Annotated in this window: 33 protein-coding genes; 7 read left to right on the forward strand and 26 right to left on the reverse strand. The window is 60.0% G+C overall.

What is annotated here, in order from left to right:
- Positions 1-417, forward strand: a 417-nt coding sequence (locus NKI24_RS09950) for a hypothetical protein (protein ID WP_352744849.1), incomplete at its 5' end; no start/stop codon positions are given.
- Between the two features lie 866 nt (positions 418-1,283).
- Here NKI24_RS09950 and NKI24_RS09955 read toward each other — a convergent pair.
- A complete protein-coding gene (locus tag NKI24_RS09955; RefSeq protein WP_352744851.1) occupies positions 1,284-2,666 on the reverse strand; it encodes a DUF6538 domain-containing protein in 1,383 nt (460 codons plus the stop codon).
- 521 nt (positions 2,667-3,187) lie between these two features.
- Between NKI24_RS09955 and NKI24_RS09960 the strand changes: the two genes are divergently transcribed.
- Positions 3,188-3,718: a hypothetical protein gene (locus tag NKI24_RS09960; protein ID WP_352744853.1), complete on the forward strand. Its 531-nt coding sequence runs from the start codon at positions 3,188-3,190 to the stop codon at positions 3,716-3,718.
- A gap of 66 nt (positions 3,719-3,784) precedes the next feature.
- Here NKI24_RS09960 and NKI24_RS09965 read toward each other — a convergent pair whose 3' ends face one another.
- Positions 3,785-4,060 (reverse strand): hypothetical protein, encoded by a 276-nt coding sequence (locus NKI24_RS09965; RefSeq protein ID WP_352744856.1) that lies wholly within the window; start codon positions 4,058-4,060, stop codon positions 3,785-3,787.
- Between the two features lie 78 nt (positions 4,061-4,138).
- Between NKI24_RS09965 and NKI24_RS09970 the strand changes: the two genes are divergently transcribed.
- The gene (locus NKI24_RS09970) at positions 4,139-4,330 is read left to right on the forward strand and encodes a hypothetical protein (protein ID WP_352649931.1); all 192 of its coding nucleotides are present in this window, start codon (positions 4,139-4,141) and stop codon (positions 4,328-4,330) included.
- 1 nt (position 4,331) lies between these two features.
- On the opposite strand, the gene NKI24_RS09975 is transcribed toward NKI24_RS09970, so the two are convergent.
- Positions 4,332-5,177: an ATP-dependent DNA ligase gene (locus NKI24_RS09975; protein WP_352744858.1), complete on the reverse strand. Its 846-nt coding sequence runs from the start codon at positions 5,175-5,177 to the stop codon at positions 4,332-4,334.
- 395 nt (positions 5,178-5,572) lie between these two features.
- Here NKI24_RS09975 and NKI24_RS09980 point away from each other — a divergent pair, with 395 nt between their 5' ends.
- A complete protein-coding gene (locus NKI24_RS09980) occupies positions 5,573-6,160 on the forward strand; it encodes a hypothetical protein (RefSeq protein WP_352744860.1) in 588 nt (195 codons plus the stop codon).
- A 140-nt stretch (positions 6,161-6,300) separates the two neighbouring features.
- On the opposite strand, the gene NKI24_RS09985 is transcribed toward NKI24_RS09980, so the two are convergent.
- Positions 6,301-6,624 carry a hypothetical protein gene (locus NKI24_RS09985; protein ID WP_352744862.1) on the reverse strand — a complete coding sequence of 108 codons (324 nt, stop codon included), beginning with the start codon at positions 6,622-6,624 and terminating at the stop codon, positions 6,301-6,303.
- 152 nt (positions 6,625-6,776) lie between these two features.
- On the opposite strand from NKI24_RS09985, the gene NKI24_RS09990 reads away from it, so the two are divergent.
- Positions 6,777-7,010, forward strand: a complete 234-nt coding sequence (locus NKI24_RS09990; RefSeq protein ID WP_352744864.1) for a hypothetical protein — start codon at positions 6,777-6,779, stop codon at positions 7,008-7,010.
- Between the two features lie 84 nt (positions 7,011-7,094).
- Here the strand turns inward: NKI24_RS09990 and NKI24_RS09995 are convergent, their stop codons facing one another.
- On the reverse strand, positions 7,095-7,358 hold the full coding sequence (locus tag NKI24_RS09995) for a hypothetical protein (protein ID WP_352744866.1): 264 nt from the start codon (positions 7,356-7,358) through the stop codon (positions 7,095-7,097).
- Between the two features lie 296 nt (positions 7,359-7,654).
- Between NKI24_RS09995 and NKI24_RS10000 the strand changes: the two genes are divergently transcribed.
- Positions 7,655-8,602: a methyltransferase domain-containing protein gene (locus tag NKI24_RS10000; protein WP_352744868.1), complete on the forward strand. Its 948-nt coding sequence runs from the start codon at positions 7,655-7,657 to the stop codon at positions 8,600-8,602.
- Between the two features lie 109 nt (positions 8,603-8,711).
- Here the strand turns inward: NKI24_RS10000 and NKI24_RS10005 are convergent, their stop codons facing one another.
- From NKI24_RS10005 to NKI24_RS10030, 6 genes are all read right to left on the reverse strand, one after another.
- On the reverse strand, positions 8,712-9,206 hold the full coding sequence (locus NKI24_RS10005) for a hypothetical protein (protein WP_352744871.1): 495 nt from the start codon (positions 9,204-9,206) through the stop codon (positions 8,712-8,714).
- Positions 9,203-9,421, reverse strand: coding sequence for a hypothetical protein (locus NKI24_RS10010; protein ID WP_352548492.1), 219 nt, complete (start codon positions 9,419-9,421; stop codon positions 9,203-9,205). Before NKI24_RS10010 ends, NKI24_RS10005 begins: the two co-directional genes overlap by 4 nt.
- Positions 9,418-9,729, reverse strand: coding sequence for a hypothetical protein (locus NKI24_RS10015; RefSeq protein ID WP_352744874.1), 312 nt, complete (start codon positions 9,727-9,729; stop codon positions 9,418-9,420). The genes NKI24_RS10010 and NKI24_RS10015 overlap by 4 nt, the downstream gene beginning before the upstream one ends.
- 147 nt (positions 9,730-9,876) lie before the next feature.
- Positions 9,877-10,224 (reverse strand): hypothetical protein, encoded by a 348-nt coding sequence (locus tag NKI24_RS10020; RefSeq protein ID WP_352744877.1) that lies wholly within the window; start codon positions 10,222-10,224, stop codon positions 9,877-9,879.
- Entirely contained in the window at positions 10,224-10,526 is a 303-nt protein-coding gene (locus tag NKI24_RS10025) for a ubiquitination-like system serine protease family protein (protein WP_352744880.1), read from the reverse strand. The genes NKI24_RS10020 and NKI24_RS10025 overlap by 1 nt, the downstream gene beginning before the upstream one ends.
- On the reverse strand, positions 10,526-11,521 hold the full coding sequence (locus NKI24_RS10030; RefSeq protein WP_352744882.1) for a glycoside hydrolase family 19 protein: 996 nt from the start codon (positions 11,519-11,521) through the stop codon (positions 10,526-10,528). The genes NKI24_RS10025 and NKI24_RS10030 overlap by 1 nt, the downstream gene beginning before the upstream one ends.
- A gap of 362 nt (positions 11,522-11,883) precedes the next feature.
- Between NKI24_RS10030 and NKI24_RS10035 the strand changes: the two genes are divergently transcribed.
- Positions 11,884-12,801, forward strand: a complete 918-nt coding sequence (locus NKI24_RS10035; RefSeq protein ID WP_352744885.1) for an SGNH/GDSL hydrolase family protein — start codon at positions 11,884-11,886, stop codon at positions 12,799-12,801.
- On the opposite strand, the gene NKI24_RS10040 is transcribed toward NKI24_RS10035, so the two are convergent.
- From NKI24_RS10040 to NKI24_RS10110, 15 genes are all read right to left on the reverse strand, one after another.
- Positions 12,798-14,945: a hypothetical protein gene (locus NKI24_RS10040; protein WP_352744887.1), complete on the reverse strand. Its 2,148-nt coding sequence runs from the start codon at positions 14,943-14,945 to the stop codon at positions 12,798-12,800. The genes NKI24_RS10035 and NKI24_RS10040 overlap by 4 nt on opposite strands.
- Positions 14,938-15,138: a hypothetical protein gene (locus tag NKI24_RS10045; RefSeq protein ID WP_352744889.1), complete on the reverse strand. Its 201-nt coding sequence runs from the start codon at positions 15,136-15,138 to the stop codon at positions 14,938-14,940. Before NKI24_RS10045 ends, NKI24_RS10040 begins: the two co-directional genes overlap by 8 nt.
- A gap of 13 nt (positions 15,139-15,151) precedes the next feature.
- A complete protein-coding gene (locus NKI24_RS10050; protein WP_352744892.1) occupies positions 15,152-16,327 on the reverse strand; it encodes a hypothetical protein in 1,176 nt (391 codons plus the stop codon).
- Positions 16,328-16,432: 105 nt separating this feature from the next.
- Positions 16,433-18,460 (reverse strand): phage tail protein, encoded by a 2,028-nt coding sequence (locus NKI24_RS10055; RefSeq protein WP_352744894.1) that lies wholly within the window; start codon positions 18,458-18,460, stop codon positions 16,433-16,435.
- Positions 18,445-18,861, reverse strand: a complete 417-nt coding sequence (locus NKI24_RS10060) for a DUF6950 family protein (protein ID WP_352744896.1) — start codon at positions 18,859-18,861, stop codon at positions 18,445-18,447. The genes NKI24_RS10055 and NKI24_RS10060 overlap by 16 nt, the downstream gene beginning before the upstream one ends.
- A gap of 7 nt (positions 18,862-18,868) precedes the next feature.
- On the reverse strand, positions 18,869-19,504 hold the full coding sequence (locus tag NKI24_RS10065; protein ID WP_352744899.1) for a hypothetical protein: 636 nt from the start codon (positions 19,502-19,504) through the stop codon (positions 18,869-18,871).
- A 3-nt stretch (positions 19,505-19,507) separates the two neighbouring features.
- Complete coding sequence (locus NKI24_RS10070; protein ID WP_352744902.1) at positions 19,508-20,263, reverse strand: hypothetical protein; 756 nt, start codon at positions 20,261-20,263, stop codon at positions 19,508-19,510.
- Positions 20,264-20,266: 3 nt separating this feature from the next.
- Entirely contained in the window at positions 20,267-23,080 is a 2,814-nt protein-coding gene (locus tag NKI24_RS10075) for a phage tail tip lysozyme (RefSeq protein WP_352744903.1), read from the reverse strand.
- A gap of 402 nt (positions 23,081-23,482) precedes the next feature.
- A complete protein-coding gene (locus NKI24_RS10080) occupies positions 23,483-23,668 on the reverse strand; it encodes a hypothetical protein (RefSeq protein WP_352744906.1) in 186 nt (61 codons plus the stop codon).
- 47 nt (positions 23,669-23,715) lie between these two features.
- Positions 23,716-24,063, reverse strand: coding sequence for a hypothetical protein (locus NKI24_RS10085; RefSeq protein ID WP_352744909.1), 348 nt, complete (start codon positions 24,061-24,063; stop codon positions 23,716-23,718).
- Positions 24,063-24,269, reverse strand: a complete 207-nt coding sequence (locus NKI24_RS10090; RefSeq protein ID WP_352744911.1) for a hypothetical protein — start codon at positions 24,267-24,269, stop codon at positions 24,063-24,065. Before NKI24_RS10090 ends, NKI24_RS10085 begins: the two co-directional genes overlap by 1 nt.
- Before the next feature lie 12 nt (positions 24,270-24,281).
- Entirely contained in the window at positions 24,282-25,016 is a 735-nt protein-coding gene (locus NKI24_RS10095; protein WP_352744914.1) for a hypothetical protein, read from the reverse strand.
- A 57-nt stretch (positions 25,017-25,073) separates the two neighbouring features.
- Positions 25,074-25,487 (reverse strand): DUF4128 domain-containing protein, encoded by a 414-nt coding sequence (locus NKI24_RS10100; protein ID WP_352744916.1) that lies wholly within the window; start codon positions 25,485-25,487, stop codon positions 25,074-25,076.
- A gap of 1 nt (position 25,488) precedes the next feature.
- On the reverse strand, positions 25,489-25,944 hold the full coding sequence (locus tag NKI24_RS10105) for an HK97 gp10 family phage protein (protein ID WP_352744919.1): 456 nt from the start codon (positions 25,942-25,944) through the stop codon (positions 25,489-25,491).
- Positions 25,945-26,814: an Hsp20/alpha crystallin family protein gene (locus NKI24_RS10110; RefSeq protein ID WP_352744922.1), complete on the reverse strand. Its 870-nt coding sequence runs from the start codon at positions 26,812-26,814 to the stop codon at positions 25,945-25,947. It abuts the gene before it with no gap.
- Between the last annotated feature and the right edge of the window lie 62 nt (positions 26,815-26,876).

Consider the following 26,876-nt stretch of genomic DNA (forward strand, 5'->3'; position numbering starts at 1 on the left):
TGTCGATCGACCGGTGTAGCCTTGCGAACCCTGCCGATATGGCAGGACGCAAGGGGCCGGGGCCGAGGTATTGGCTGGGGTGAGTTGGCAGCCAATTGCGAGACGCTGCGGACCGGTAACGTTCAGCGGCGGTATCGTTTGTCGCTGACTTTCTCCATCCACTCGACGGCGTTGCCATCAATTGCTTGCGCCGTCCTGCCAGACGGTTCGTTCCTTCTAAAGATGCGGCTGCATTTCAGCGGGCCAAGCGAAATAAGGAAATACGTCGAACTGCTCCGGGTGCGGCAGTCATCAACCTCTTCAGCCCCCCGAAACGCTGAGCATTGGAGCCGTTGCGCGTTGCCACAGGCTGATCGGATTGATCCGGCGGTTGGCGATACCTTTCTTGCGGCAACGAAGGACGAAAACGGTGTCTAGGCCATCGGTAATGGTAGCCTGTTCAAAATTTCGCCAATCGTTGGCTGATCGCCCGCACGGTACTGCATTCGGACAGCATGACCCAAGACTTTACATTAAGTATTCGAATTTGTTCGCTTTCGGCGCAGTTGGTCCCGCCCATCATTGAACCGACACGAATCTCATAACCGATTTCTAGCCAAGCGATCGCCGTGTGAAGCTTGTCAAACTCACCCCAAAGGTGCCGCAATATCGAGGAATGCTAATGATAAGGTAATCATAAGCGACCTCCCGAGATACTCGCGCTCCCACGCACTGATCCGGATCAGCTAATTGCCTCTCCTCAGGTAATTATAGCCCACCAAATCCGGCATTGCCTGCGTCCTCCGATCGGTTTGGTCGGATCGGATGAGGCATTCCGGCCCGCCGACAGCCTGCGGATCGATTCGGTCTCGTGTCCGGTTCAAGGGCATCGACCCGTCTGAGTCCGCTCAGCAATTCATGTGGCCGGATGTGGCTAGCTGCATCTGACAGTGCAGAGTTGCCGCAAGCGTGTTTTCCGATTTCTACGTCGAAGTATCGCCGCTGCACGATGCGGGAGGCAAACCGCTTTTCTCACCTGCGCCTGCTGCCATTATCTCGTCTGTGTCATCGCCGAACAGGAAACAGACGGGACAGACAATGACCTGTGTTCTGCCACAGGTAAGCACTGTTCCTGAGCCCGTGACCTTAGACAGAATTGACCGCGCTCTGGATACGCTCGCCCTAGCTATCCACAAGGCTGGCAACAAAGGACGAGCGTATCTCCCGATTTACGAGCGTCTTGAACGGGAGAAGAAGAAATTGATTTGCAGAGATGGGCGCAATGCTGCGCGTCCAGGAACGGCTCAAACGATCTCGGGATCGAAAGGCAAAGCAATTTTTTTGAGTTCGTCTCGTCGCCATTGCAACGATCCGCCCGTACCATACTCTACACGCTCTATCGTATGGCCCATCAAGATTTTGCGAAGCTCGCTGTCGATACCTGCCTCCTTCATACGATCCTCGAAACTGTGCCGGAGGGAATAAATCTTGTGCTTCGGTGTCGGGAAAAGTTTGTGTATTTTAAAGAATTTATTGAGGTTTGCAGAAAGCGCCTCTTCACGATTGCGGTAGCGCGGAAAGCCCTGCGGATTTTTCTTAAAAACTTCCAGCGCGACGCCTACCAGCGGTACATCTCGCACTGACCATTCGGTCTTGATCTCGCGCGGATCATCGGCGTCCTCTCGTGGGGTAATGCGAATATACGGAACCGGCGTGTCAAGGAAGATCACGGTCTCATCAAGATTGCATATCTCGCTTGGGCGTGTGCCTGTCTCGATCAGCGCCAGAACGCAGCGACGCGCTTGAGCATCCAGGGATGCTAAAGCGCCCGGCCTCATGATCTGATCGGTTATCCATTTGGGTTCGAATGACGGCCGTTTACGACGGCGCTTGCCACGCTCCGAAAAGCGGAGGTCATCGAATGGGGTGCCTTTTTGTTCCTCGCCCAAATGAGCGAAATAACGCCTGTAGAGATCCCGCATGTTGCCGAGGTCTCGATTGCCGGCAGACGCCGAATGTGTCGCGGCTCCGATGTCTGGCGGCGGCGCGATGCGCTTGAGCCAGAACCGGTAGAAGGTCAGTCCGTCTTCACGCGTGACGTCGCCGATCGGCTTGTCACCAATCAGGGCAACGAAATTGTTTACGGCTCTCTGCTTTACCTTCTTCCACATTCGGCGCTGCGACTGGCTCTTACCCGCGACTTCATGGGCCATGATCTCATCGGCGTAGAGATCAAAAGCTTTGGAGACTTTGACCGGCGGCACCTGCACCCCGCCGAGGAGAGCGTCGGCGACCGCGGGGGCCGCTTGAACGCGCTCCAGCGCCTCGACACGCTTTAAAATTGAATCGACATTCTGAAAGCCTGCCACCTGTCCATTTGAAAGGTAGGAAACGCCCATGGCTTCAGCCCGGCGAACGGCGTCGCGATACTGATCGAGTGCTGACCTTGCCTCGCCGCCGCAAAGAAGCACCGCCCACAGGGTCTTGTCCGCGTCTTCGAGCTTGTCGCGCATGGCACGTGCGAGGCGGCGTTCGTCCGTTCCCAGGGACTTGCGAATGAACCTGCCGCGATCGTCGATGCCGACCATCTTGGCGGGCATTCGCCGATGATAATAGAAAATTCCGTCGCGCTGGACGAGGTAGCGATCCAGGTCTCTGGCGGGCTCTGCGACGGCCTCTTTTCGCATGGGCCAAACTCGCGATGTATCTCAGTTTGTATCCTAGATTGTATCGCATTTCGGCAAGAACGCCAAGCGCCCTCATCAACGGGTGCTCTGCCAGACTGGAGTTTCAATGGCTTAGAGGGCCAAGTTCACGAATTTGATGGTGCGGTCGAGAATTGTGCCAAATCGAACCCGCGCAAGGACTTACGTAAGGTGCGGGGAAAATCTGCCCCAAGCATTCATTGACAAACCAGCCTCCGCGCCCGCACCTCTCCAGTGCCTTTGCAAGCATATGTCGTCTGATGCCGCGAGTGAACGGGGCTCTAACCCGCGGACCTCCGGCGTGACAGGCCAGTGAAAACCTGAGCTCTATCAAGGACAGTTCGATTCCCATCAAAAGAGAATTCGCTAGAAAAGATCGCGAAGTTGAAACCGATTTGGAATCGCAGGTTGAGCCCGTTTCGTGGTCAAGTCCCCTTTAGCATGGAGCGATGCCGCGCGGCGGATGATCGGCAGGACTTTAACCCTCCCTTAGAAGGACAGCGATGAAAAGGTTCACCGAAGCGGGCCGGCAATCGATCGCGGCCGGAAATCTCTACGGCGGGCTGAGTTTGGCGCTCACTTTGCCTGACATTTGTGCTTCTCTCGAGGATCCAGGTCCAAACAAATCGCGAAAGCGCTACGAGCGATGGTGCACTGAATGGATTCAGCCGAAATACACTAAAATAATTGGCCTAGAAAGGAGGACAGTAGTATTCCTTTCCGCCACAGACTGTTTTCAACTGCGATGCAGCTTGATCCATTCTGGGAGCGCCGAGGTGGAATCAGCCAAGGCAGGGTCCGTCAACCAGTTTGAGTTTGTTGATGACAGCGTCAGCTCCCACTGCAACCGGGCTCAGACATCAACTGGAGTGACTATTCTACAACTGAAAGCCAGCCGATTCAGCATTGATGTATTCGATGCGGTCGATGCGTGGGACGACGCAAAAGTTGGCGTGGCGAGTGTACAAAACGAGAAGGCCAAGCTGCTAACCATTTGGTCTAGAACATCCTGGATCTCCCACAGCTCAGACTGAGAACACAGCGTGTAAACCTGACCGCTGGTTTTCACACCTTCTAAAAGTCAGGCGATGTCTTTACCTTCATCGCGCCATCCTTGCCGCCGCAGCACCGGCATTGCCCGGCATTGTGATGCCGACGGCGACCCTGCGCGAGCCGCATTTCGGGCAGCGCAGCCGGCCGGACAGCATAGCCAGCGGAAAGTCGCGGCCGCGCGTCCACAGCATCGTGTAGACATCCAGTTCGTAGCGGTTGCCGCACTCGCGGACGGTCTTCAGCCCCTCGCGATTGCCCCAAACGCAACGCGCGGTCAGCCTGACGCTGTGGTTCCAGGCATCGCCTAATGTCTCGATTTCCATGAGAACGGAATAAGAACAAATTCCTGCTCCCGGTCAAGCCGTCTTGACGACCATCAAGCGCGCACCAGTATCCTGGCGATGGATGAGAACTACATCTATGGCGAGCGCACCGGCCTGCAGCTCGTTCGCATGGCGATCGAGCTGACCTGCCCGGCCGGCGTGCTGCCGAGCGAGGAGGCGGTCAACCAACTCTATGGACCGTTACCGGTGCATGAGGGCGAGGCGCTGGCAAAGGCGATTATCGAAACTGTCGAGCGCCTCACCCGATAGGCTATGCCTCGTCGCCGAATCCCAGCAGTGAAGCGTGGCGTATATATTTGTGCTCGCCACGAAGGTGCTTGATCCGCAGCTTCACGCCTGGTCCAACCCACTGCGTTGCGGGTCGCTTCTTGATGCCGCTCGGAGGCGGGCCGGCATGGTCCTTCACCCGCTTCCACAGCCGTTCCTTCATGTCGCGGCCCAGACTGATGAAGGCCGAACCGACATACTTCCCGGTGCCTGGCTCAGCCAGCAAGGCAAATGCCGCCTTGCCCGGCTCGCGCTCGACGCCCAGCAGCTCGTATTCCTGGACCGTGAAGCTCTTCGTCTTCAGCCAATTCGTCGTCGGGCCGCTTCGATACGGGCTGTCGGCGCGCTTTGAGACGATCCCCTCGAGGCCGGCCTGGTCGGCAAGATAGAAGATCGCCTTGGGATCGCCAGGTATGGTCTCGCTGAACTGGATCCTGCTGTTCGGTTTGATGATGCCGTACAGAAGCTCCCTGCGCGCCTTGCAGCCGATGTCGCGCAGATCGTGGCCGTCGAGATGCATGATGTCGAAGGCGCCGAGGATCATGGCATAAGGATCGCTGTGCACGGCTTTCTGCAGCGCATCGAAGTCGGGCAGCCCGGCCTTGTTGGTGACTACCGCCTCACCCTCGAAGATCGCGTTCTTGACGTCGAGCTCACGCGCCGCTTCGACAAGGCCGGTATATTTGCTCGTCCAGTCCGCACCGCTCTTGGTAAAGGCGCGGATATCGTCGGGATTGTTAATGACGATCTGGGTGCGGTAGCCGTCAAGCTTGATCTCGTGAATCCAGTGCTCACCCTCGGGAGGCTTTGAGACCAGCTTGGGCTCCATCGGCGGAAGGAACTCGAGGCGACCGGTACTTACAATTTTACGCACCCAGTCAATACTAGGTACAAAGCTTATATTAGCCAGAGCGAACAGAACGTGATCCCGTAGAGCATGCGCTAATGGCGGACCGCGCGGTCAGCCGAGAGAACTATTTGGTGGAGTGTTTCGACGAGCAGAGTGGCATCTCACAAGCAGAATTCGACAAGCGATCTCGGCCAAGTTTCTCATCCTCAGCATGAGCAATCAAAGCTGGAGCATTGAAACTGATCGGGATTCGGCGTCGCGACGCCTGCTCAATATTGGCAAACCTCCAGCTATAGCTCTTAAGGTTTAGTTGCCTCTGCGTAAGCATTATCATACCTTTTTCTCGCCACAGAAGTCTGAAGGGAGGACGTTCGATGCACGCACTTAATAAACAGTCCAGGAATTTGTCAACCAAATCAGTTGTTTCTGCGTCGATTGCTTCGCTGTTTTTACTCTCATTTACATCAGGCGAATCTTTAGGGCAAACGGCCGAGAAGGAAAGCGTACAACCATTTACATCTCAGGAGCTTACCGATTTTGTCACTGATTTGACTCATCGAGTCAATGAATTAGAAGAAGAGGCTTTGGCCACTTCCCTGCCGGGCGGGGCATATATTCTCTCCGAACGCAAATGTGCTGGGAGAAGATTTCAGGACGTAACTGACCAATTCACTGGAAGGCTCATTCTTGTCGATATGGCTGTGGTCGGCGCGCCCACAACAATAGAGGGCGATGGCTCGCACGAACACGCCGGCGGCCCACATTCACATGAGGTACAGGGGCGCACCTCACAGCTTGGAGGTGGCCAGAGGAAGGGAACCCTGAGTGGGGATACGACCGTGCCTCATGAAAGTACAAGCCTCAAGGTGACAGGAACGGCTCTCACCTCTCAGCATTCGCATACAGGGGGGGCGCACCAGCACGCGGCTATCGGCTTGCGAATTTGCAAAGTAATTCGCTGAAAGTTGCTAGAGCAGATTGAGTGCCAAGCGAGGGCGAGAAGATCGCCTTCGCTCCAATGGATCAACAAGCGGAAAAGCCGTCGCATTCCTCGTCTTTGATGGTGGGCGCGCAAAGAAAGCCCGGCGGCGCGACCGTCCCTCTAGTTCAGCGCTGGCGGCTGCCCGAGGCGGAAACCCTTCAGCGCCGTGGCGATGCCCATTATCACGGACTGGTCGGGATAGCGGAGCGTGCGCGGCTCGCCGTCTTCGTCACTGACGCCGCAGATCGGCAGGACTTCGTAATCGCCTTCAAACGGGGTGCTCTCGCCATTGGCAAGGAAGTCATATTCTGGGAAGCAGCCCTTCAGGAAGGCCTCTACCTCGCTCAGGGCTGCGGCCGAGCGCGCGCCTGTCGGCGGCAGGATGACGAAACTGTCGACCTCGTCGCTGGCCGGCATGCCGGATATGTCGATGGCGGAATGCATGAGAACCCCCGATTGGATGTTCTCATTCCGTTCATGATCGGCCCGGCAAGTCAACCCGGCCGACAAAGCAAAAAAGCGTTGTCAATACCAACTTCTTGCGATGGATTTGCCCCACGGGAATAGGCAGGCTTCGTGGCGAAGGAGTGCCCGCCATGACCGTCCTGGCCTACAGCCTCGCCCACGACAACCGAGGATCGTGGAGGCTGATCTTTGTGCCTGACGAACTGCATCTGTATGTGGAATTCGGGCCGCCAGACGCCGACACAGATCCGGTCGATTGGATGAGCGTTGATGACTTCCTTGCCCGACGGCCGTCTGGCGCACTCCACAAAAATGCGCTCGATCGCTTGATTTCGCTCATTTGCCAGGCAATGAGCGGCCGGTAAGAAACGCAAAAAACCCGCCGCACCTCTCGGCACGACGGGCGATGTTAATTTTTGCGACCAGATTGGAGGGCGATCGCGGGCTTATCAACGCGGCAAAGCAGCCTGTTCGGCCACAACCTTGGCCGTGAGCGCCGCGATCTGATCGTGCAATCGGCTCTGTTCGGCCTTCAGGTCAATGATGAAGTCCCGGCCGCTTCCGAGCGAGTTCGAGAATAGCTGAAAGTCGGCTCTCTGCTGATCGAGCTGACGCTGCAGATTGGCGATATCCCGCACCGCATCGGCGCGAATGTTCTCGATATCGTGGTCACGGCTCAAATTTCGTTCCATCCACTCATTGCGCGCGACCATAGTGTCGCGAAGGCTGGATAGGCTCTCATTCTGTGCGCTTGCCCTCTTCGGAGCCGCGCTCGGATCGCCAATACGGGAGAGGTCAGCCGGGTCGACGATGAGAGGTCACGGTCATAGGGCCGTATCTCGGGATCACGCCAGGCATAGAAGCGGTCAAGCTGGTGGAGAAATAGCGGGCGCCGAAGAGGAAGAAGCCGCTTGTGGATAGGGTGGACTAGCGCCGATTCGACAGCAGCCTTTAATCCATACATGATGCGTTGTGCTCTATGCAGGCTGCACTTGGGGGCTGTTAGCTGATGGTTACAAATTCTTCTATTCGGGCACTGACGGCTCGTCGCAAGATCGTCGAGGCATCTCGACAATTTGCGGCTTTGGTGAGAGCCAGGCACCCCTTCAAGAAGCGAGATTTCGGGGCGATCCACAGTGATCTCGCTTTATACGGCGATCTCGCGCGTCGTTATTGCGGCAAGGACCTGGCGGAATGCTCGGTTGTAGAAATAGGCTTTGGCTCGCGTCCGTATCGGCTTTATGCCATGCATGCGATCGGCGCGAAGGTTACGGGAGTTGACTTGGACCATCCACTGCTGTCTTTCAAGGATATCCCGGCCATCTATAAGGCCAATGGTTTCGAGCGCATGATTAAAAGTCTCGCCCGTTATGTCTTATTCGATAGCCTTGAGAACAGGAAGATTTACCGCTTCTTTCGGCAATTGAGCGGTCTGAAGTTCAAGCCTCCATTTTCAGCGCTGGTCGTCGCTGATGCTGCCAGTCCAGTGTATTGGGCCGCGCACCCCGGTCCCTACAATCTGATCACTTCCGAAGATGTCTTCGAGCACATACCCCGAGAAGGCCTCGCTGCGGTTATTCGACATTCAGCTGCAGCCCTTGCTCCAGGCGGCATTATGATCACCAGCCCCATGATTTTTACAGGGCTCAGAGGCGGGCACATCGCCGAACTGTACGGGTACTACGGCAAGGGACCGATCCCTGCTGGTGTGCCGCCATGGGATCACCTCCGGGGTCGCACGCTTATCGCCAACACTTATTTGAATGAATTGCGCCGGTCCGACTATCGGTCAATGTTCTCAGAGCATTTTGATATCCTTGAGGAAGTTGCCCTTAACCCCGATTGCGGTCGCCACCTGTTAGACGAAGATCTGCGTGCAGAACTGGCCGACTACTCCGATGACGAGCTTTTCTCGAACAAGGTTCGGTTTGTCCTTCGGCGACGTTCCGAGGCCTGAGCCCCAGAAACGCAAAAAAGCCCGCCGCACCTTCCGGCACGGCGGGCTTTCAGTTGCCTGAGATCTGAGGGCGTACCATCAATCTTGGTGAAATAGAGGTGGATATTTTCTAGTAGCTGCTGACCGAGGCGCCGATCAGGAAACCAGCCACCAGCGATGCGGTCGCGACGGCCGCAACAAGAGCCCAGACGGTCTTTTTGCGGATGCCCTCGCTCCTGACGCCAGGTGCTGCGATGAACAGCAATCCGGCCAGCACATAGCAATAGGGCCAGAAGCCTGGCACCGCAGATTCCTGCCATGATTGCGGCTGGCCAGCCCAATTGTAGAGGATCACATAGGTGCGCTGGACCATCACCACGGACCAGAGCAGAAACGTGCCGAGGATCAGCATCCATTCCCCGCCGGCGACATTCTCTCTCGCCGCCCTGTAGGCCGACGGTCCCCACGTCATGGCGATGATGAGCGACACACCGAAGGAAAGCGAGTTGACGACGTCCCTCAGAAGATGATGGTCCACGACGATGGACAGAGCCCAGTATAGGATGATGGCGACGACAGAACCCGCGACCACTCTGTTGGGGGAAAACTCCGGTCCGTGAATCATTGGTCGTCTCCTGAGACTATGCTGAGAACTCTTCCCGCAAGGTCCCTGCGAACCTCCCAGCTCTTCCGGCGCAGATCGATCGCGCTCACGATCAGCTTGGAGGTTGCCGCCTTAACCTCCCGCTCTTTTTCCGCTGGCCGCTCGGCCGAGGGCACCTCGTTGTGTGTCACCGGGCCGACCCGATCGAGCCAGAACAGCTTTCTGAGTGAAGTCATCTGGAATCCCTTCCTCTGACTGTCATGGCGAAGGCGTCCATCGTGGATTGAAACGACTTGGCCAGGTCGAAGCCGACGCGCGCCTCCTTGAGCCGGTCCTCCTGAAGGTCGTTGATGAGGGAATCCTTCGCCGCGAGCTCGACCTTGTGAGCGGCACGGACATCCCGGAGCTCGGCGCGCAGCATGAGGATGAAGTAGACGAGCGCCAGGCAGATCGCGCCGAGAAGGCCCTGCGAAAGAAATATCGAACCTACGTCATCTAAAGGGATCGGGACTGGCCCGGAGGCTGCGAATGCGACGTCGCCCAAGTTCAGACCCTTCCTTACTTCGTGCAGGCCGGCGCGCGCTGGCACGTCCGGTTGTTGCCGGCCACCTGGTTGGCGAATGGCCGGTCGTTCTTGATGATGAAGTCGCGCGTCGCGGCCGCCGGCGTGAGCAGCGAGAAGCCGGCGCCTTCAGTCGCAGCGGTTTTCGTTTGGCACCCAGCGGCCGCCAAGCTCAGCGCAGAGATGAGCAGCATCGAGATCGGTGATTTCCGCATTGTCGTGGTTCCTCTGTTCGATGAGCGCCATGGCCCGGGCGCGCGCCTCGTTCTCGACATTGACGCGTTCCTGCGCGCGGACGCGATCGACACGTCCGTCGGTGACCATAGCGAGGTATTGGCCGGCGAATGGAATGTAGCGGAGCGGGCCGATCGGCAGGCCCTCGTAAACGATGATCATCGCAGCGGCGACGACCAGAGGGAGGCCGACGCGGGAGGTCAGGACATCCCACGCCAGTTTTGCGAGTGCGAGCGCGCCCATCAGCATGACTCCCAGACGCCATCCGTGAGGTAGCCGTGCCAGTGCGGGCTCATGTCGGGATTGTGGAGAAGGACTGACGCTCGCACGGTCGGCTTGTCGCAGCTTCCATTCCAGGTCCAGGCGCCTGGCCCGGCCACCGTGACGCCGCCGACTGATCGGCATCCGCAAGGGCACTGGAAATGGAAGCCGGCCGGCTTGTGCTCGGCTGTCTCATAGAACTTGATCGCTCCGGCCGGCGCGCCCTCATCGACGATGCTGTCAACGAGCGTCGACAAGACCGGACCTGTCTTGACCTCGCTCATCAGAGTGAGCCCTGGGCGTTGATGGTCTCGACCTTCGCGGCCTGGGCGCTCTTCATGCGGTCACGGCGGATGATGAGAAACGCGGCGAAGGCGGCGACAACCACGATCAGCGTGATGGCCACGATCGGCGCGGCACCACTCAGGAACGTGCCTACGCCGGTTGCCACGGGCGCCGCGGCCGGGATCAGCACCTCAGGCGATTGCCATGCCGGCTTCTCTAGTTCCTTCACAGGCACCGCCAACGGTTCCACTGTGGTCACCGGCGCCGCCTTGACCTGCGGTGCCCGCTCGGGCTTTGCCGTCAGCTTGACCAGCCGGGCGTGAAGAGCGGCGCGTGTCTGCGGGCCAGGATCGCCGTCGACCTTGCCTCGGTAGTCGCCAGTCTTCTGCGCGTTGGTCTGGAAACGCTCATACTCGGTCGGGCCATAATCGAGCATGACGAGTGCGGCACGATCGAAATATTCAAGGCGATCGGCATAGCCGTTGAGGCCGCCGTTCACCTTCTTGGTGATCATCTCGGCGTTGTTCTGATCGGCATAGGCGTTGAGCGATTTGACGGTCGGGTTGCCGTCGTCCCAATACCAGATTGCGGATGCACCTTCCCACGGATCGGTATTGACCAGATCCGGATGCGCTACGAAGTCGGGGGCGGACGGATCGAGCTTGCGCGCCCATTTGGTGAAGGCGGCATAATTCCTCCGGCCGGTGACCTGCATAGGCCCACGGCCCTTGAACTTCTTGCCGTCCCCCTTGAATGTGTTGCCGAGATCCTTCCGGCCTTCATATGCCGCACCCGACGCGATCTCCTGGTCGTATTTGAACGACCCGCTCTCATGCATGATTTGCGACAGAAAGTGAGCCTGCCGATGCGGCTGATCGAGGCCTGTAGCGGCGCCAAAACGATCGAGCGCGACCAAGGCCGAATTCATGTTTGCGACATTCGGCGTTCCCTTGCTGATTTTGCGCAGCATGGCGGCCGTCAAAATAGACGACATAGCAGTTCCTTTCCGCCCTCACGGGCAGTTGATTAAGGTGGCTGAGGGCATTGACTTGCCTGCAAGGCGAGCGCCTGATGTTGCGCTGCACAAATGGGGCGGGCTATCAAATGACGTTGCGGATCAGGCTGCCTGGCGGCACGCTGAAGATCAAAACCTATCGAGAGCTAAGAACGCGCGAGCGTGACAGGCGCGTGCCTGTCACGAAGGTCGGGTCGATCTACCTGATTTGGTGGTCGAACAAGCAAAGGCCATCCGAAGACCCGTGACACGATCGCTCTGATTCCAGCGTCACGCGCGCGGTAAATTGACTTCGCACGTTATTGGCGCATTGTGCCCCTGGGCTTAGGGGTAAAATCATCATGGCACTGCGCGTTGAGCGGCAGCGCGGCGGCATCCCTAGTGGTGTCGTCGCTGGGATTGTAATTTTGGGCGTCTGCTTTTTGTCGCTCGTCTGTGGCGAATTGTTCTGCCGGTACTATCTCGGCCTGGGAACGCCGCCGCTTTCCATTTCAGACCCCAAAATCGAATATCTCTTTGCTCCGGATCAGGATGTTTTCCGCTTTGGTAACCGCGTCGTCTACAATCATTGGAGCATGAGAAACGAAGAGTTTCCGGAACAACCGCCGCTCGACCAGGTCCGCACGATGGTCATCGGAGACTCAGTCGTCAACGGCGGCAGCCTGTCTGACCAATCACGTCTGGCCACCACTATCCTGACCGACGACAAAAACCTCTACCTGAACGTGTCAGCCGGTAGCTGGGGACCGGCCAACGAATTGGCCTATATCCGGAAATTCGGCTTCTTCGACGCCAAGGCCCTGATTGTCGTTTTGTCAGGGCACGACGCCAGCGATCTGCCCACATTCACCGCGCTCGACCCCAACGTGTTGCCTCAGGAGACGCCTTGGCTAGCGATCAATGAAGCGTTTGAGCGCTATCTCCCTCGCTACCTTCCGGGACATCACGCCGTAGCTAGCATTCTGGATGAGGCACCGAAGCACGAAATGGATCTGTCGCCGTTACAGGCGATGATCGAACTGGCCCAGAGCAAGGCTATCTCCGTCTGCGTCGTCCTGCATCACACCCGACTTGACCGAAGAGCGGGAGTGCTGCACCAAGGCTTGGTTGCGATCCGCTACGTCGCCGAGGCGCGAAACGTGGCGATCGTCGATGACAAGACCTTTCTCGATCCTGACACCTCCTACCGCGACGACATCCACCTCAACGACAAAGGCCAGCGGGAGGAGGCTGAAGCGTTCCTGAGTTGCAAGTCCTAGAGGATCGCCCGAGAGATGCGCAGACCTGCGTTTTCATATCCAGTCTGCGTCAGATGGTTGTGGTCAGTCACGACGTCAGCGTACCAAGAATTGGCCATGAGGTCCGCGTAAGGGAGCAACTCCTCGAGATTCAGAACCTGAGATTGGTCCACATAAAGCGCTAGAGCGTCAAGCGCACGGCGATAGGCTACCAACTGCGTGTCGTCTGGGCTGCTCTGAGGATGATCGATCCACAGCAGCCAGAACAGTTCAGTTACTGGCCAGCCGTTTAGAGTCCATATGCTTTTTATGCGGTTGATAATCGCGATGAAGTTGTCCATCAGCGCGGCGGCGCTATCGCCGAGAGTAACTGCTGCAGGCCCTAGCGATGTGTTCGCATCATCATTCCGCGTGTTGAGGCCTTCGAACAGAGTTATGCAAATCGTTTTCTGGCCGGACCCTTGGTCGGTTCGCAAGATTGAGAAATAATGCGTCAGGGTATCATCGCTGGCTTGCTGAAGGTCGTATGCGAAAGTCCGCGCCGGCTGCCCCCCGCGATACTCCAGGGTGCCGTAGGCAAAGCCAGCCGTCCGATCCGTGTTCCTCACTCGCATGTATGTGCAGAAGAACGGGCCGGTAATGCCTGTTGCGGATGGCCGAGTCCAGCGCATGCCGACCGCTTTGCCGGCCCGAGTTGGATCGGCGGCGGCGGTTAGTGTGACCTTCTGTATGCCATAGGCACCCGTCTCAGTGGATATGATGCCGGGGTCTGAGATCGTCGTAAACGGCGACTCCTCCCATCTTGCGAAGGGACGAAATTGGCCCGTGCTGGAGCCTACGGTAAAAGTCCCATAGTAGCCGTCGAACGCAAGCGCGGCAGCGGTGTTAAGAGGGCACGTTCCGTTCACCACGAGGCCATTGGCGAGCGTGCTGCCAAGCGACCCACCGTTTGCAATGTAAGTGTAGTAGGCGGGGAATAGCGAACCTGCCCCCTTGTTCAGGTACTTGTCGAGGTCGGAAGGCGCTCCGCTGACAGCGCCAACCAAGGAACCGTTTCGATTGTAGAGGTATCCTTGGCCCGAACCGGAACCATTGTTTTCGTTTTGCGAAATCAGGCCCGTTGCCCACATCTGGAAGCCGGATTGCGTCAGCGCATATTGAAATGCGTGGTCGATACCGAAACCGCCCAGGATCTGATTGCTGTTGCCGATGCCAACAAAATCGACCTTTCCGACAGTCATCCGGTATTTGATCTGATCTAAAATTCCGACCTGCTTTTTCGGGGCAATCGGAGACATGACCCAGGCGCCGACGGAGGCGGGTGTCGGCTGCGCATACACAAGCTCGCTCGGATCGAAGGCGTTGCAACGCGCCGTGATCGCAGGATCCCAGCGCGCGATGCGCTCAAAGCCAGGCTCGACGACTACGGCCGCGGTATGGGTCGCCGTGTTGAGTGCCTTCAGGGCCGCCCTGGTGACCGGATGAGCAAGCTCGGTCGAGACCGACTGCGCCGCAAGCGCAAACGCTTCGGCCTGGTCACGCCAACCCTCGGCGCCAGCTTCAGCCGCCTCGGCCGCCGCAACAATGGCAGCGCTCGCCTGATCGGACAGCAGCCGGAAAGTCGAACCAGATACAAACCCCAACACAGGTCCTGGCAGGAGCCCACCAGCTGCTACGTTCGCGCCGGATGCCGTCTTGATCGTCAGCAATATGCCGCCATTAAAAGAAACCGTCACCGGCGACCCTGTGTTGGTCTCAAACACATCGAGCCGCACAAGCTGCGATCCCGACATCGAGAGGCCAATGATCGACGTGGCGACAAGGGCATCCGGTGTGCCGGCGCCCGCATCGATTGCATGGACGATCTGTGCGCCAGGTACGAAATCAAGAAGTCGCGTCCATGATCCCGTGGTTGTGGCGCCGACCTTCATATAGAGGCCATCATTGCCAGCAGTCGGATCACCGATCACCAGTGCCGGGCTGTAGGCATCAGGCACAAGGTTGGCGTCCATTGCCGATTTCAGGTTGTAGACGCTATTGTTGGCATAGGCGAGAACGACCAACGATTCGATATAGGTTCCCCACGCCCGAATCTGGGATTTCTGCGGATCGGTCGGCGATCCGGATGGGCCATCAGCCCAAATCTCATTGGCAAGCTCAACCATTGGTCGACTCCATAAGTTCCAAGGCGAAGCAGCCGCCCTCTTCGGCCTGCAGTGCTGCCAGGTAGGCGTCGGCATCGATCCGATCGCCCTCGAAAGTCTCACCCGTGTCGACAAACTTCGTCCACGAGGATAGATCGTCGGTACGCTGTTTTTTGGGAACAGCCTTCTCTTTCAGGATGCGCCAAGTGGCCATTCTGTATGCTCCGTTAGGGCGCGACGTAGCCGCCGCAGTTGAAGTAGACCTGCGAACCGGTAGTGATGCAGGCGATGTTCAGGGCGGTGTTGGCGGTGGATTTGAGCGGCGAAGGGAACGACATGCGCACCGGGCCAACTCCTAGCGCCTTGAGGAAGCCACGATAGATGACGGTCGCACCATCCTTCACGACAAACTCGGTATCGACCGTGGCGTGAACATTTTCAGCGGTGATCCACGTCATGTAGTTCCGCAGCCCAGCACCGGCCGCGCCTTTGACAGCGATATCTGTTGTTCCGACTTCGCCGCCCGACGCGGCCGCATAGGACCAGTCGGCCTCCGGGATAGAGAATGGCTTTTGGATCGCTACGCCGATTGCGGTCGCCATTGGACGGGCATGGGTGGCATTGGCGACAGCTGCAGGATTGGCGGTATATCCGGCAAACAAGACGGGAAAATTGTTGCCGGTGAGCGTCGAGCCATTGGTTAGGACAGGGCTGACAAAGGAGGCGCTGACATTGGAGACAGGGCTTTTCGAAAGCGTTCCCACAACAGAAACAGTGCCCGAGCTATAAGAACTCACCCTGGCGCGGAAATAGCGACCGCGCCTGGCGAACTGGATCATACGCGCGTCTGTCGAGTTGATCTGTGGTGCCACGTTTCCAACCGAAGACGACGACAATCCAGCCGTGGAAAGCCAATTGGTGTTGTCGTCGCTGGTCTCGTAGGCGATGGTCGATGAACCAGCGCTGGTGACCTGGACGGTGATGCTCTCATAGCCGAGCATGTCCTGCGTGAAGAGCACGGCGGCGCTGGTGGCTGTACCGGATACAGCTAGGCCATCCAGTTGAGACACGGGTACGCGGCTGGCGTCAGAGAGCGACGTTGCCGAAAGCAGTGAGGTCCTTAGAGTCGAGAGATTCTGTGCAACGCGCTGCAGCCGGCCATTGAGGCCCGACGACGCGGTGTCCGTGGTCGGCCCGGTTTCGTTGACAGCACCGATTAGAACGTCGTCGTCGGTCGAAAGCGTGACGCTCAGACTTCCGGCAGCGTTCTTTGGACCGATCGAGGCTGGCAGTTTTCCGAGCAGGCGCTTGAACAGAGCTATTAGCGAGAACGTACCGGTGTCCGACGATGCCGCGGTGTCCGCCGCGGCACCCAGCGACGGCGTGTCGGTCTCGTCGACCAATATCTGCCGGCTGACGTCTCTCCCACCGACCGTCGTGACCGAACGGTTCTGGGCCGCTCCGCTTCCATCTAGGAAACTTCTATCCGTTCCGGCCATAGCTGGCTCCTACACGTCAAAGAGGTATTGGCTGTTGCTGGCTTTTGAAAAGTCGTGCCTGGCTGCGATCCCGGTCGTGTAGACGAACTCTGAATCCGACCATGCGCCATAGCTGCCGTCCGAACCGATGAAGGCGGCCTGCACTTCCATCTGAGCTTCAAGCGGCACCGCGTTCGTGTTCATGGTAATCAGGCCAGCGGCTGGAACGGGATCTGGAAACTTCTGCTCGATCCAGGCACCAGGCACCCCTCCGCCAGAATCAACCACGCGATAGCGCAGCATTGGTGTCACATCGTCACGGTTCGGGTCGATGATGGCGACGCGGATATAGGCTGAGCCAGCAGACGCGACGGCAACGACGGTATCGATGACCGGCACCGGCAGGCCATGGGAGTCTGGCTTGACCGGGATCGGCGGCGCGGCGCCCTCGTCGGTCGAAGGGTTCCAGGCGTCGATGTCGGCCGGCATCAGGATGAAGGTCATCTGGAAGCCGCCGCGCTGTACCGAAAGCACTGACCTTCGGTTCGAGATCAGCCTGCCGTTGAGCGACGGTATCCGCTTCGGCGTCGCCAGCCGCACCCACGGCGCGTAGACGGCGTTGATGCCGGTGAAGCGGACATCGAGGGAACCGCGCTTCTTCTCCCGCATCCGGGCGAATTCGCGTTTACCCAGCCGCCGCGCCTGGCGCCATTGCTGCACCCAGATGTAGTTTCCGTCCTGCGGCAGCACCCGCCCGGCGCTAATCTGCGCCGGCGTATCCTCGAAATAGTCGGTGTCGGTCGTCGTGTAATCGGTCGCCGGATAGGTGAATTTTGGTACGAAGCGGTTGACTTCCTCTTCCGGCAACACGTCGTGCTGGATGGTATGCCCGACGATATCGGCATCGGTCAGCGTGGCGACATATTTTTCCCGGAACTTGCCGGCGACCACGAGCAGCGCGCCATCGCCGCGCATGCACATCCAGCCGTCGCAGGAGGCGAGGATAGCATTGGTGCCACCCTTTGGATCATGCTCGGTGGTGTCGAAGCCGCCGCACTCATAGCGCCGTTCGCTGCCGCCGACCGCCCTGGGCACGAGCTCGTCGCAGACGTCGGCCTCCTCCTGCCACATGTCGAGCACCGGCAGGATCGCCTTGCGGAAATCGCGCTTGGTCCCGAACGGGTTGAAGCATTCATGCCATGCAAGCTGCACGATCGGATTGCGGGTGAAGGTCCAGGTCGTATCGTCTTCCGGATCCTGCAGCGGATCGCGGAAATCCCAGCACAGCGCGATCTCGGCGACGACCGACAGCAGCGGCTTGCCATAGGGAAATATCTTGGGAAAGCTCTCCTGCGGCACGGCACCGCAGATCATCCCCACCGACGCCTGGCCGTCGCCGCGGTGATCCGCGGTCCAGACGTCCTGCGCGCCCATGTCGGCGACGATCTCGGCGATGGCGGTTTCCGGCACCAGGCCGAGCCGGCGGTAGAGAAAGACGTTCTTCGAGTAGCGGCCCTTGCCCGGGGTCGGATCGACCTCGTCGCCGGTCAGCGTCACCTTGTCGTCGTGCAGATAATAGCCGGTATAGGCGTTGATGCGCTGGGCGACGATCGCCTGCACCGAATACATCTTGCTGTCGGTGGTCTCCCACAGCATCATCGCCCCGGCGAGACGGGCCTCGCCGACACCCCAGAAGCGAAACGGAATCGGCTGCGTCAGCGGCAGCCTGCCGTCCTCCGGCTTCGGCGGCTTCGGCATCATCAGGTACTGGACGCCGGCGACGATGGCCGTGGTGGCGATGGCAGAGGCGATAGCCACTGCGGTGGTGAGCGTGGTTCCGGTCAGCCCCAATCCGCCGGCCCCGAGGATGGCGGTGAAGATCGGCGTGAAGATCGGATCCCTGTGAACCGGCCATTGGTATTCGCCGTTCCATCCGGAGGCGAGGAACTCCTGCGTGGTCGTTGTTTCGAATGCGCCGATGCCAGCGCTATACGAGATGACGCGCCCTTTCAACGCCTCGCGGATGGCCGCTTCGAGCGGGGTTATGCGATGCGCCATGCCTTGCCCGTCCAGTCGAGTTTCTTGACCATCGGGCCGCGCGCCGACATCACCGCCCAGAGCGGCCCGAACCTGATCGCCGGAATGTGCTTGACCACCATGCCGGCGGCATCGAAGCCAGTCATGGCGCTGACGATGCCAATATCGCCGTCCTGGGGCCGCTGGACGCGGTGCAAGCCGAGGGCCGCCAGCCTGGACCCGACAAGCCGCTCGACGCCGCCAGCAGCACGCAAGACGGCACCGGCGCCGTCGGCGTCGACATATGTCCCGCGAAGTTCGGCTGCAGGGTCTTTGCCCGTGACGGCTGCGACCCATGCGGCGCAGAACGTCGTGCAGTCCTCACCGCCCATGCCTCCCCAGCGCCAGCGGTGCGGCAGCCGGATGTATTGTTCCAGCGTCATTGAGGCCTCAATCGTAATTGGGCCAGGCCGGGGCGACGCCGCGTGCCTGCCGGGCGGTGTTGTCGCAGAAGCGATCGGTCGGATAGAGCGCCTTCTGGTGCGGCATCGACCACAGCGACAGGGCGGCGCGCGAGCGCGTGTTAGTCCCTGACACTACCGCCAGGCTGAGCGTCGTCGTCGGGCTTTCAGCGCCCGATACGGCCGGGCTCGATTCCGTCGGATGCGAGGCCGTTCCCGTCCACAGCCCGATGATATCGCTGTTCGGCTGGTAGTATTGGTCGAGCGTGGTGAAGCCGATCTTCAGGTCCTTGCCGCGAACGTCTGGCAGCTCGTCGAGAACTCTCAGCGCGGTATCGGGATCGATGCCCGACAGGCCGAACTCGACGCTGCCGGCCTGACCGTTGACCAGGACCTCGAGCGTCGGAATGTTGAGCAGCCGGCCGCCGCCAAGATAGACAGTGCCGGCAGGATCGATGCTGTCGAAGCCGGCCGGGATGTCGTTGACACCGGCCCAGATGTGCAGGCCGGGCTCGGTGTCGAGCCGAAAGAAAATGCCGAGGATATGGCTGGTCGCCATCGTGTCGAGCACGGCTTGCGGCACGTACTGGACCGAGTACGAGCCGATCAGATCGTGCCAGGCCATAGGTCAGAACGCCTCGACAAAATTGAAACTGACATTGGCTCGCATGAAGCCCCTCACCCGCCACGCCAGCGTATAGCCGACCGGGAACTTGCAGACGCAGCGCGGCCGGGCGAATTCGATGCGAGTGCCGGCCGGAACAGCCTCGCGTAGCGGGATGTCGAGAGCCAGAAGGTATTGCTGGCCGGTGTAGCTGACGCCATCGACGACGGCGGTCACTTCGACTGGATCTGACGCTTCCCAATAGCGATAAATGCGCCAGCCCTTGTTCGGATGGTAGATCGAGAACCAATCCGACCAGCGCAGGTTTCGTGATGCCCCAAAAATGTTGAGGGTGATCTGCCCTGCATTGAGCGCTGCGTCGGCGCCCATCGTCCCGAAAACCGTGGCCTGGCTGTAGCCGGAGTCGTCGGAGAATAGAGACCCGTCGGAGTGCGGGATGCTGTTAATGATCGGGGTAGGCCGGCCACCGATAAGCGGAAACGGTCCTGAGTAGTCGGACAGGACCGGCACATTCATGAAGCGGACCGAGTTGTTCATGCGGGCCGCTACCCGATTGATGTATTCGTGCTCTTCCGGTTGCTGGGCAAGGCAGTTCTCATAGCTGGCGACGAAGACGGGGCCGCCAGTCGTCTCGATGGTGACGGATTCGCCAAGGCCATTGCGGCCGCCTTCAAGCCCGCCGCCTTTTGTGTCGAACGACATTTCAGTCGGCTGGATGAAGTCGATGTCGAGCGTGGGCAACCCGGTATAGCGACCCATGCTCTAGCCCTTCTGCGAAGCATATTGCTGCTGTAGTTCGCCAAAACCGCCACTGGCCTGCGCTTGATGGTATTGAGAGATGGCCTCTTCGGCGGCCTGCCTTGCCAGCATGCGGACGTGTGGATCACCGTTGGCGCCGTCGATGTTGAGATTGAACTCGACCCTGCCCTCTTGGCCACGGCCGCCGCCCCTGGCGCTCATGTTCGAATTGGCCGCCATGTCCATCGAGTGACCGTGGCTTCGGATAGTGTCACCGCCGCGCAGCTTGCGCAGTTCTGGCCCACGCTCCCCAACCCATGCCCAGCCTTCCGGCGCGTTCTCGGTGCCATCGGCAAAGCCGAACAGCCCGGGGAGGAAACCGAGCAGCATGGAGAGGAAGCCGCCACCACCCCCGCCGGCAGTTGGCGCCGCAGGAGCACCGCCATAGCCAAGGATCGCCGAAAGCGAGGTGTTGGCCTGGAAGTTGGCGGGCTTGAGCCCTTCCAGAATGGACGCGAGACCGCCACTGCCGGCTCCGGCACTACCTGCGAGCGCTTTGACAGCGCTGGTCGCACCGTCTCCGAGGCTGGTGATGTCCTTCGCGGCGTCAGTAGCCGTTCCGCTGAATTTTGCGAGTGCAGCTTCCGCGCCGGAGAGGCGTCCAGAGAAATTGTGCATTCCCTCTGGGTTGGCCGCTGACCATCCTTGAGGGCGCTCAAAGCCGCCAAACGCGGCAGTGGCGCTGCGCAAATCCGGGCTGGCCCGGAGCTTCGCCAGAGTGCCGCTTTCGTTCGTCTGCAGTTCCTTCCATGCGAAGTCCAACTGCCCCTGCACGTCGCCAAGATTGCCTTTTCCGCCGATGCTGTTGAGCATCGCCGGACCGCGGTCATTCCACTGGAAAAGCCCGAACGCGTTGCCCTGATCGCCAACTGCCGTCGGCCGGAACGCACTCTCAGCGTTCTCGTGTCCCAGAATGGCTGCGACTTGATGGTCGGCAAGCCCCTTTCCCTTGAAGAAGTTCCATGATTGCTGCGCAACACTGCCGCCGACGGCAGGTAGCCCTGAACGCGTCACGGCACCGGGCATGTAATTGCTGTTGTCCGCAGCACCTCCTGCCCCAAGAAAGGCGGAGAGCGTCGTATTCGCCGCGAACCCAGCACTGCCCCCGAGACCGGCGCCCGGCCTCCGTCCAGTCAGCGCCGCGGCGATCCACGTCGCCAGCCGATCGAAGATGTCGCTCAACTGCTTGTCCATCGACGCCGTGAGGGCGTTTAGAATCGCCGTGCCCAGCGCCTCGCCAACATCGCCGCCATTGCGCAGCAACTCGGACTTGAAATCGGTCAGGAAGCCTTGGGCAAGCTCCTTGGCATCGGCGAATTGGTTCATGTCGCGCATCGCTTGCGCTTCCGGCGAATCCGTGCCGATGCCGGTGCCTCGAAGACGCGACGCGATAGCCTGCTCTTCCGGTGACAGGAACTGCTGCGAGCGCTCGAATGCCAGATCCCGGTTCAGATTGAGGCGGGTTTGCAGATCGACGATGTTGCCGAGTTCGTCTGCCGTCTCTTTTATCAGGGCGACCTCTTCGGGAGAAACGATGCCGCCGCGCTTGTACGCTTGGTCCTTCAGGCGCGCGATTTCGGAATATTGATAGTTGAGCTTTGCCGTCTCGCCAGAGGTTGCTCCGATGAGCGACAGTTCCTCACGAGCCGCCTCGATGCTGCGCAGTTGGGCACGATGACGATCGTCATTAGCGTTGCGCTCCTCGACGGCTTGCCTGCTGCGTTCAATAGTCAGAGCGCGCTGGACGCGCACATCGACGCCTGGATCGTTCTGGCCCGCCGGCTCGGCGCGCACCTTGGCCTCGATGGCGGCAAGCCGCTGCGCATTGGTGCGGGCGCGCATCATCTGCAGCTCAGCATCCATCTGATCCTGCTGGATGCGCTGTTGCTGCTCCCGAGCGGCCCGCGGCTCTTCCATGAGACGGCGCGCGGCCGCTGCACGGTCATCCATCGCGGCAGGACCGACGACGCGATCGCCGCGGCCATTCCTGTTGAATTCGTCGAGCATCCCAAGCTCGCGCCGGGCCTGCGCGACTTTTGCAGCCATATCGATCAGAATATCGCCCCATTGGCGAAGCTTGCCCGGGTCGGTATCTGAGATGGATTTGATCTGCTTCTCGAACGCGTCGAAATCTGGCTTGCCGCGCTTCAGGCCGTCTCGAAGCTCCTCCGTCGCCTCGGTGAACGGAGCAAATACCGGCGTGACGTTACTCGACCGCAGCCAATCCGGAAGATAGGTGCCCAGATTGAAGGACGACAGGCCGCTTGTCAGGGCATCGGTTTGCGTCTTCAGTTCGCGGTTTAGTTCCGCCCTGCGAAGGCGCTCGAGAGCCTCAGCGGCGATCACCGATTTGCGCTGAACCTCCCCCATGTCGATTGCTGCATCGCGATACGCCTTTCCGAGGTCCTGCACGGCCTTGACGTGGGCCTGAAGGCTATCCTCGAACTTCTTGGACGCGCTCTCGGCCGTGGTGAAATACTGGACGGCGGCACCGCCGATTGAAAACAGCAGGAACTGAATCGCAGTCGCTGGCGAGACAAGTGAAATCAGCGCAGACCGAAATGCCGAGACCGCGCCGACGCCAGCACCGGCTACACCAGTAACGGCAGCGGCCTCGGCCGCACGAGCCGCCGCCGGCGCGGCAACAGGGATTGCGGCAGGGCTGTTCGAATTTCCAGCGCCCAGGGACCTTGTGGCCGCGACCTCAGCAGCGGTCCGTCCCCATACATCGACGCCTGCCGCGGCTCTCGCTTTGGCAGCGGCGGCCAGGCCGGTCACGACAGCCGCGTTCTGCCTGTTGAGAGCGGCTGTTGCCTGATCTGTTGCCAGTGCGGTCTGGCGCTGCGCCGCAACGACGACCTCGGCTGAGCGGCCAGCGGAAATATTCGCTGTTTCAACCTGCCGCGCGCCGGCGACATATTTTGCCGATGCCGCCGTTGAGGCATCAGTCGCAGCCACGAGTTTGGCGAGCAACGCATTCGCGGTATCGACACCCGAGGCAATCCGCAACAGCGCCGCATTCGACCCAGCCGACGCTGCGGCAAGTTTCTGCTGGGCGGTTTCAGCCTGCGCGGCAGATGCCGTCATTTTGTCGAGGTTCGCCTTCGCCGTCAGGGCCTGTTCGGACCTGATTTCGAAGCCGAGCGTGGCTGTGGTCATTGGTTTGCTTTCAATCGGGGATCACGCCACGCCGAACATGGCGTCGAACTGGGCGCCGGTGCTGATTGCCTGACGTTCCGGCTTTTTCGTTTCCGGTTCGTCCTCGCCGCCGCCGAAGATTGACCGCAGCATTTTCAGCCTGCCGAGATAGGCGATCTCGATCGCGTTCACGTCGGACTTCAGCGCCTGCTCCTCAGACCAGCCCATCCAGCCCAGGGCGAGCTCGGCGAGGTGGTCGTAATATTCGGCTGGGCTTACTGGTTCTGAGGGTCCTCGCCTTCCTCTCCTCCCGTTGAAATCGGACGGCCGCCATTGGCGAGGATGGTGAGAAAGCTCGACACCGGCCCGACGAGCTCGGTAAGGCCGGTTTTCCAGACCTTGTTCGGGATTTCCTTCGCTTCCGCGCCAGTCACGCCAAGGCCGAGGGTGACGACGGCCACGATCGCATCAAAGTCGAATTGCCCGACCGCCCGCACCGCTCCTGAGATGCCGCCGTTTTGCCTGGAGATCGACTGCGCGGCCTGCAGCGAAGGACGCAGAACAGCGGGCTCGCCGTCCAGCGTGATTTCGACGTTGCCTGCCCCAAGTGTTGCCTTCGCCATCACTTGTCCTCGGCCTTGGCTTCCGGCTTGGCCTTTTCAGCCTTGGCCGGGGCAACCGGCTCGCCGGACGCAACGAAGGGCTGAGGCATGGCGGCCGCCTCTTCCTTGGTCAGCTCGATCTCGATGCTGTTGCCTGGCGCCAGCAGATACTCCTTGCCGGCATGCGACAGCTTATGGGCTGCCGGACCTGTGTTCGTGACCTTCATCGTCGTCTCCTATTAGCCGAGCGCCGCAACGCGCACGTAGTTCGTGTTGACCATAACGCTGGTGTTCAGCATCTGGACGGTGTTGCTGCCGCCCATGCCTTCCTCGGCACTCGTGACCATGCCCATGGTCAGCCTCTTGGACGGGGTCGGGACCGTGGGTGCGGTGTGCACGCCCGACTGCGTGCCGGAGGTGGCAATCACCGTGCCACCGGGCGTGGCGGAGAGCGTGAAGGTGTTCGCGTCAAGCACCGTCTTGACATAGTAGGTGGTGCCGGCAACCAGGCCGGTCGGCAGGGTGCCGGTCGTGCTGAATTTGACCGGTGTGTTGGCGGCCAGATTGTGCCCCGTCCACGTCACCACGCCAGGCGAGGCGATCGTGATGGTGGCCGAGGCCGACTTCGGCACCGGGGCATCGTTCATGTCGATGCGGAACGGATAGTTGTAATCGGTCTGCTCCGCCGCGATCATCGCCAACTGGCCGGAATCGTTGAGGTTGAGGGCGAAGTTGTCGCTCCGCTGCGGGGCCTGGCGGCTTCCCTTTGTATTGATGGTGCGCCGACGGTTGATCAGATCCGTCGCGATGTTCTGGGTCGCGTCGCCGGCATTGCCCATGGTCTGATACTGGCCGACCTCGATCCAGGTGACGGCAGCGAAATCGGCTTCGGTGACGTCGTTATCGGGAACATCGACCGGTGCAGAACCGATATAGAAGTGGCACCCCGCAACGGGCGAGACTTTGATGGCCATCACGGCCTCCTTTCAAGGTTTCAGGTGGATTGCCCTCGCCAGGGGCGGCTTATGGCGTCAGGCAAAGGCCTCGTAGGAGACGGTCACCGGAACCATCCAGTGGGTATCGTCAGACAGCGCGCCGGCGATGTCCGGCGCTTTCGTCACCCGAATTCGGATGCCGTCTTGGAACAGAGGTAGATCGCAGGGGAACCATGCCGCGATTTGCCCAGCTATCTCGGTTGCCGCGGAAGCGCCCGCATTGAGTTTCTGGAGGGCATCGATCTGCAGGAGACCGATGCGTTGATGAGGATCGCTCCCAGCTATGAACAGTCGTCGCGCCGTGTTCGGCATGTGGCTGACGCGCAGATAGCCGGTCAGCGGCTTAGTGAAGGCAACGTTCGGCCAGGCGATTGGCAGCACCGGTGACAGCACAAGCGTGGCAGCGCGGGCGAACAGCGCCGCCTCGATCGATGACTGAAGAGTTGGCATTTCAGAGCCCGAGCCGTTGTTTCACTTCGGCCGCCTTGGCCTCGACGATGGCGACCCAGCGCTGCGCCACAAGCGTCACCCATTGCCGCGGCGCCCTGCCCTGTGCGCCGTAGTGGACGTAGGCCGCATAATTCGCGGTGTAGCCGAGATACAGCACCTCGCCCAAATCGGCGCCGTTGATGACAAGGACGACTTCTCCAAGATCGGCCGGAACTAATGCGCCGGGATTATCCCTTGTCAGCTGCGGCATGGCGGTCGTCGATGCCATCAATGAGGCGCGGAGAAATCCGGTCCTGGTATGGCCGGGCGGTTGCGGCTGATCGTAGACCATGTCGACCAAGAGCTGGTCGAGTTGGCTGACTAGTTCCTGAGCGCTCTCTTGAAAGATCGCCTCAATCGCCCCGCTGACCTTCAAAACCCAGTCGCCAACGGACGCTGCGAACGCTTGTTGCGCCATTCACCGCACCAACTGCGCGACGAAGTCGATCTTGTATTCGCAGAAGCACTTGCAGCCCAGCGTATGCCTCGCCGGCACACCGGCAGCATGCGGGTATGGGATCAGCGTGCCGTCCGGCGCAACGAATGGCTGATCAAACCGCACCTTCTGCCCCTGCATGGCAAGATGCTGAACGCGAGGATGCTCCTGCGGCGTGTGCTTCCAGCCCTTCGTGATCGCATCCGCCCTCACCGCACCCTTGGCGATCGCCTGCTGAAATGCGATGTCCTTGGAAGCTCCAAGCGCGGCGAACGTCTCGTGCAACCCGATGGTGTCGGCGCGGAGTTTCAGCAAACCGTCGCTGTATCGGGCGGTTGTCCGGTCCACCATATCGCGAGGCAGCGGCCTTCCTTCCCTCAGAGCCTTCGCCACAGTCCTGTCGAAGCGCTTGTCGCGCCGTCCACGCTGGAGATAGTTCCGAATGGCCTCAGGGTCACCAGAGGAAAGCTCCTGTCGAGCGTTCTCGACATAGTGGCTCTGCTGGGCCGTCAGGCCGATGATGCCGCCTTCGCGCTGCCCTGTGACCCGAGAGACGCGCCCGACGACATCGACGGCCGTGCGAGTTGGATTGTCACCTCGGGCGAGACTGGTCTCCAACGCGGCGCGGATCGCGACTTGCTGATCAGCAACGATGTCAGTGACCAGTTGCGCCGAGTGCTCTCGAAGCCAGGTCTCTGCGGCCAAGTTGCGAACATCCCAGCGCAGAACGACCTGAAAGCCGCTCGGATCGCGCAGAGCCGGCATCTGCTCGACCGTGGCAACGCCGCCGCCGTTAAAGGTCTGCCTGATCGCCTCATCCAGCGGCCGGAAGGCTGCCTCGTCGAGGTTCATCGCTGCAATGGCGCCGTTGATGTCGCCGCGCTCTAGCCGCTCCACGATCCGACGTAAGACGA

The organism is Mesorhizobium sp. M0701 (genome assembly GCF_040320365.1).
Lineage (GTDB): Bacteria > Pseudomonadota > Alphaproteobacteria > Rhizobiales > Rhizobiaceae > Mesorhizobium.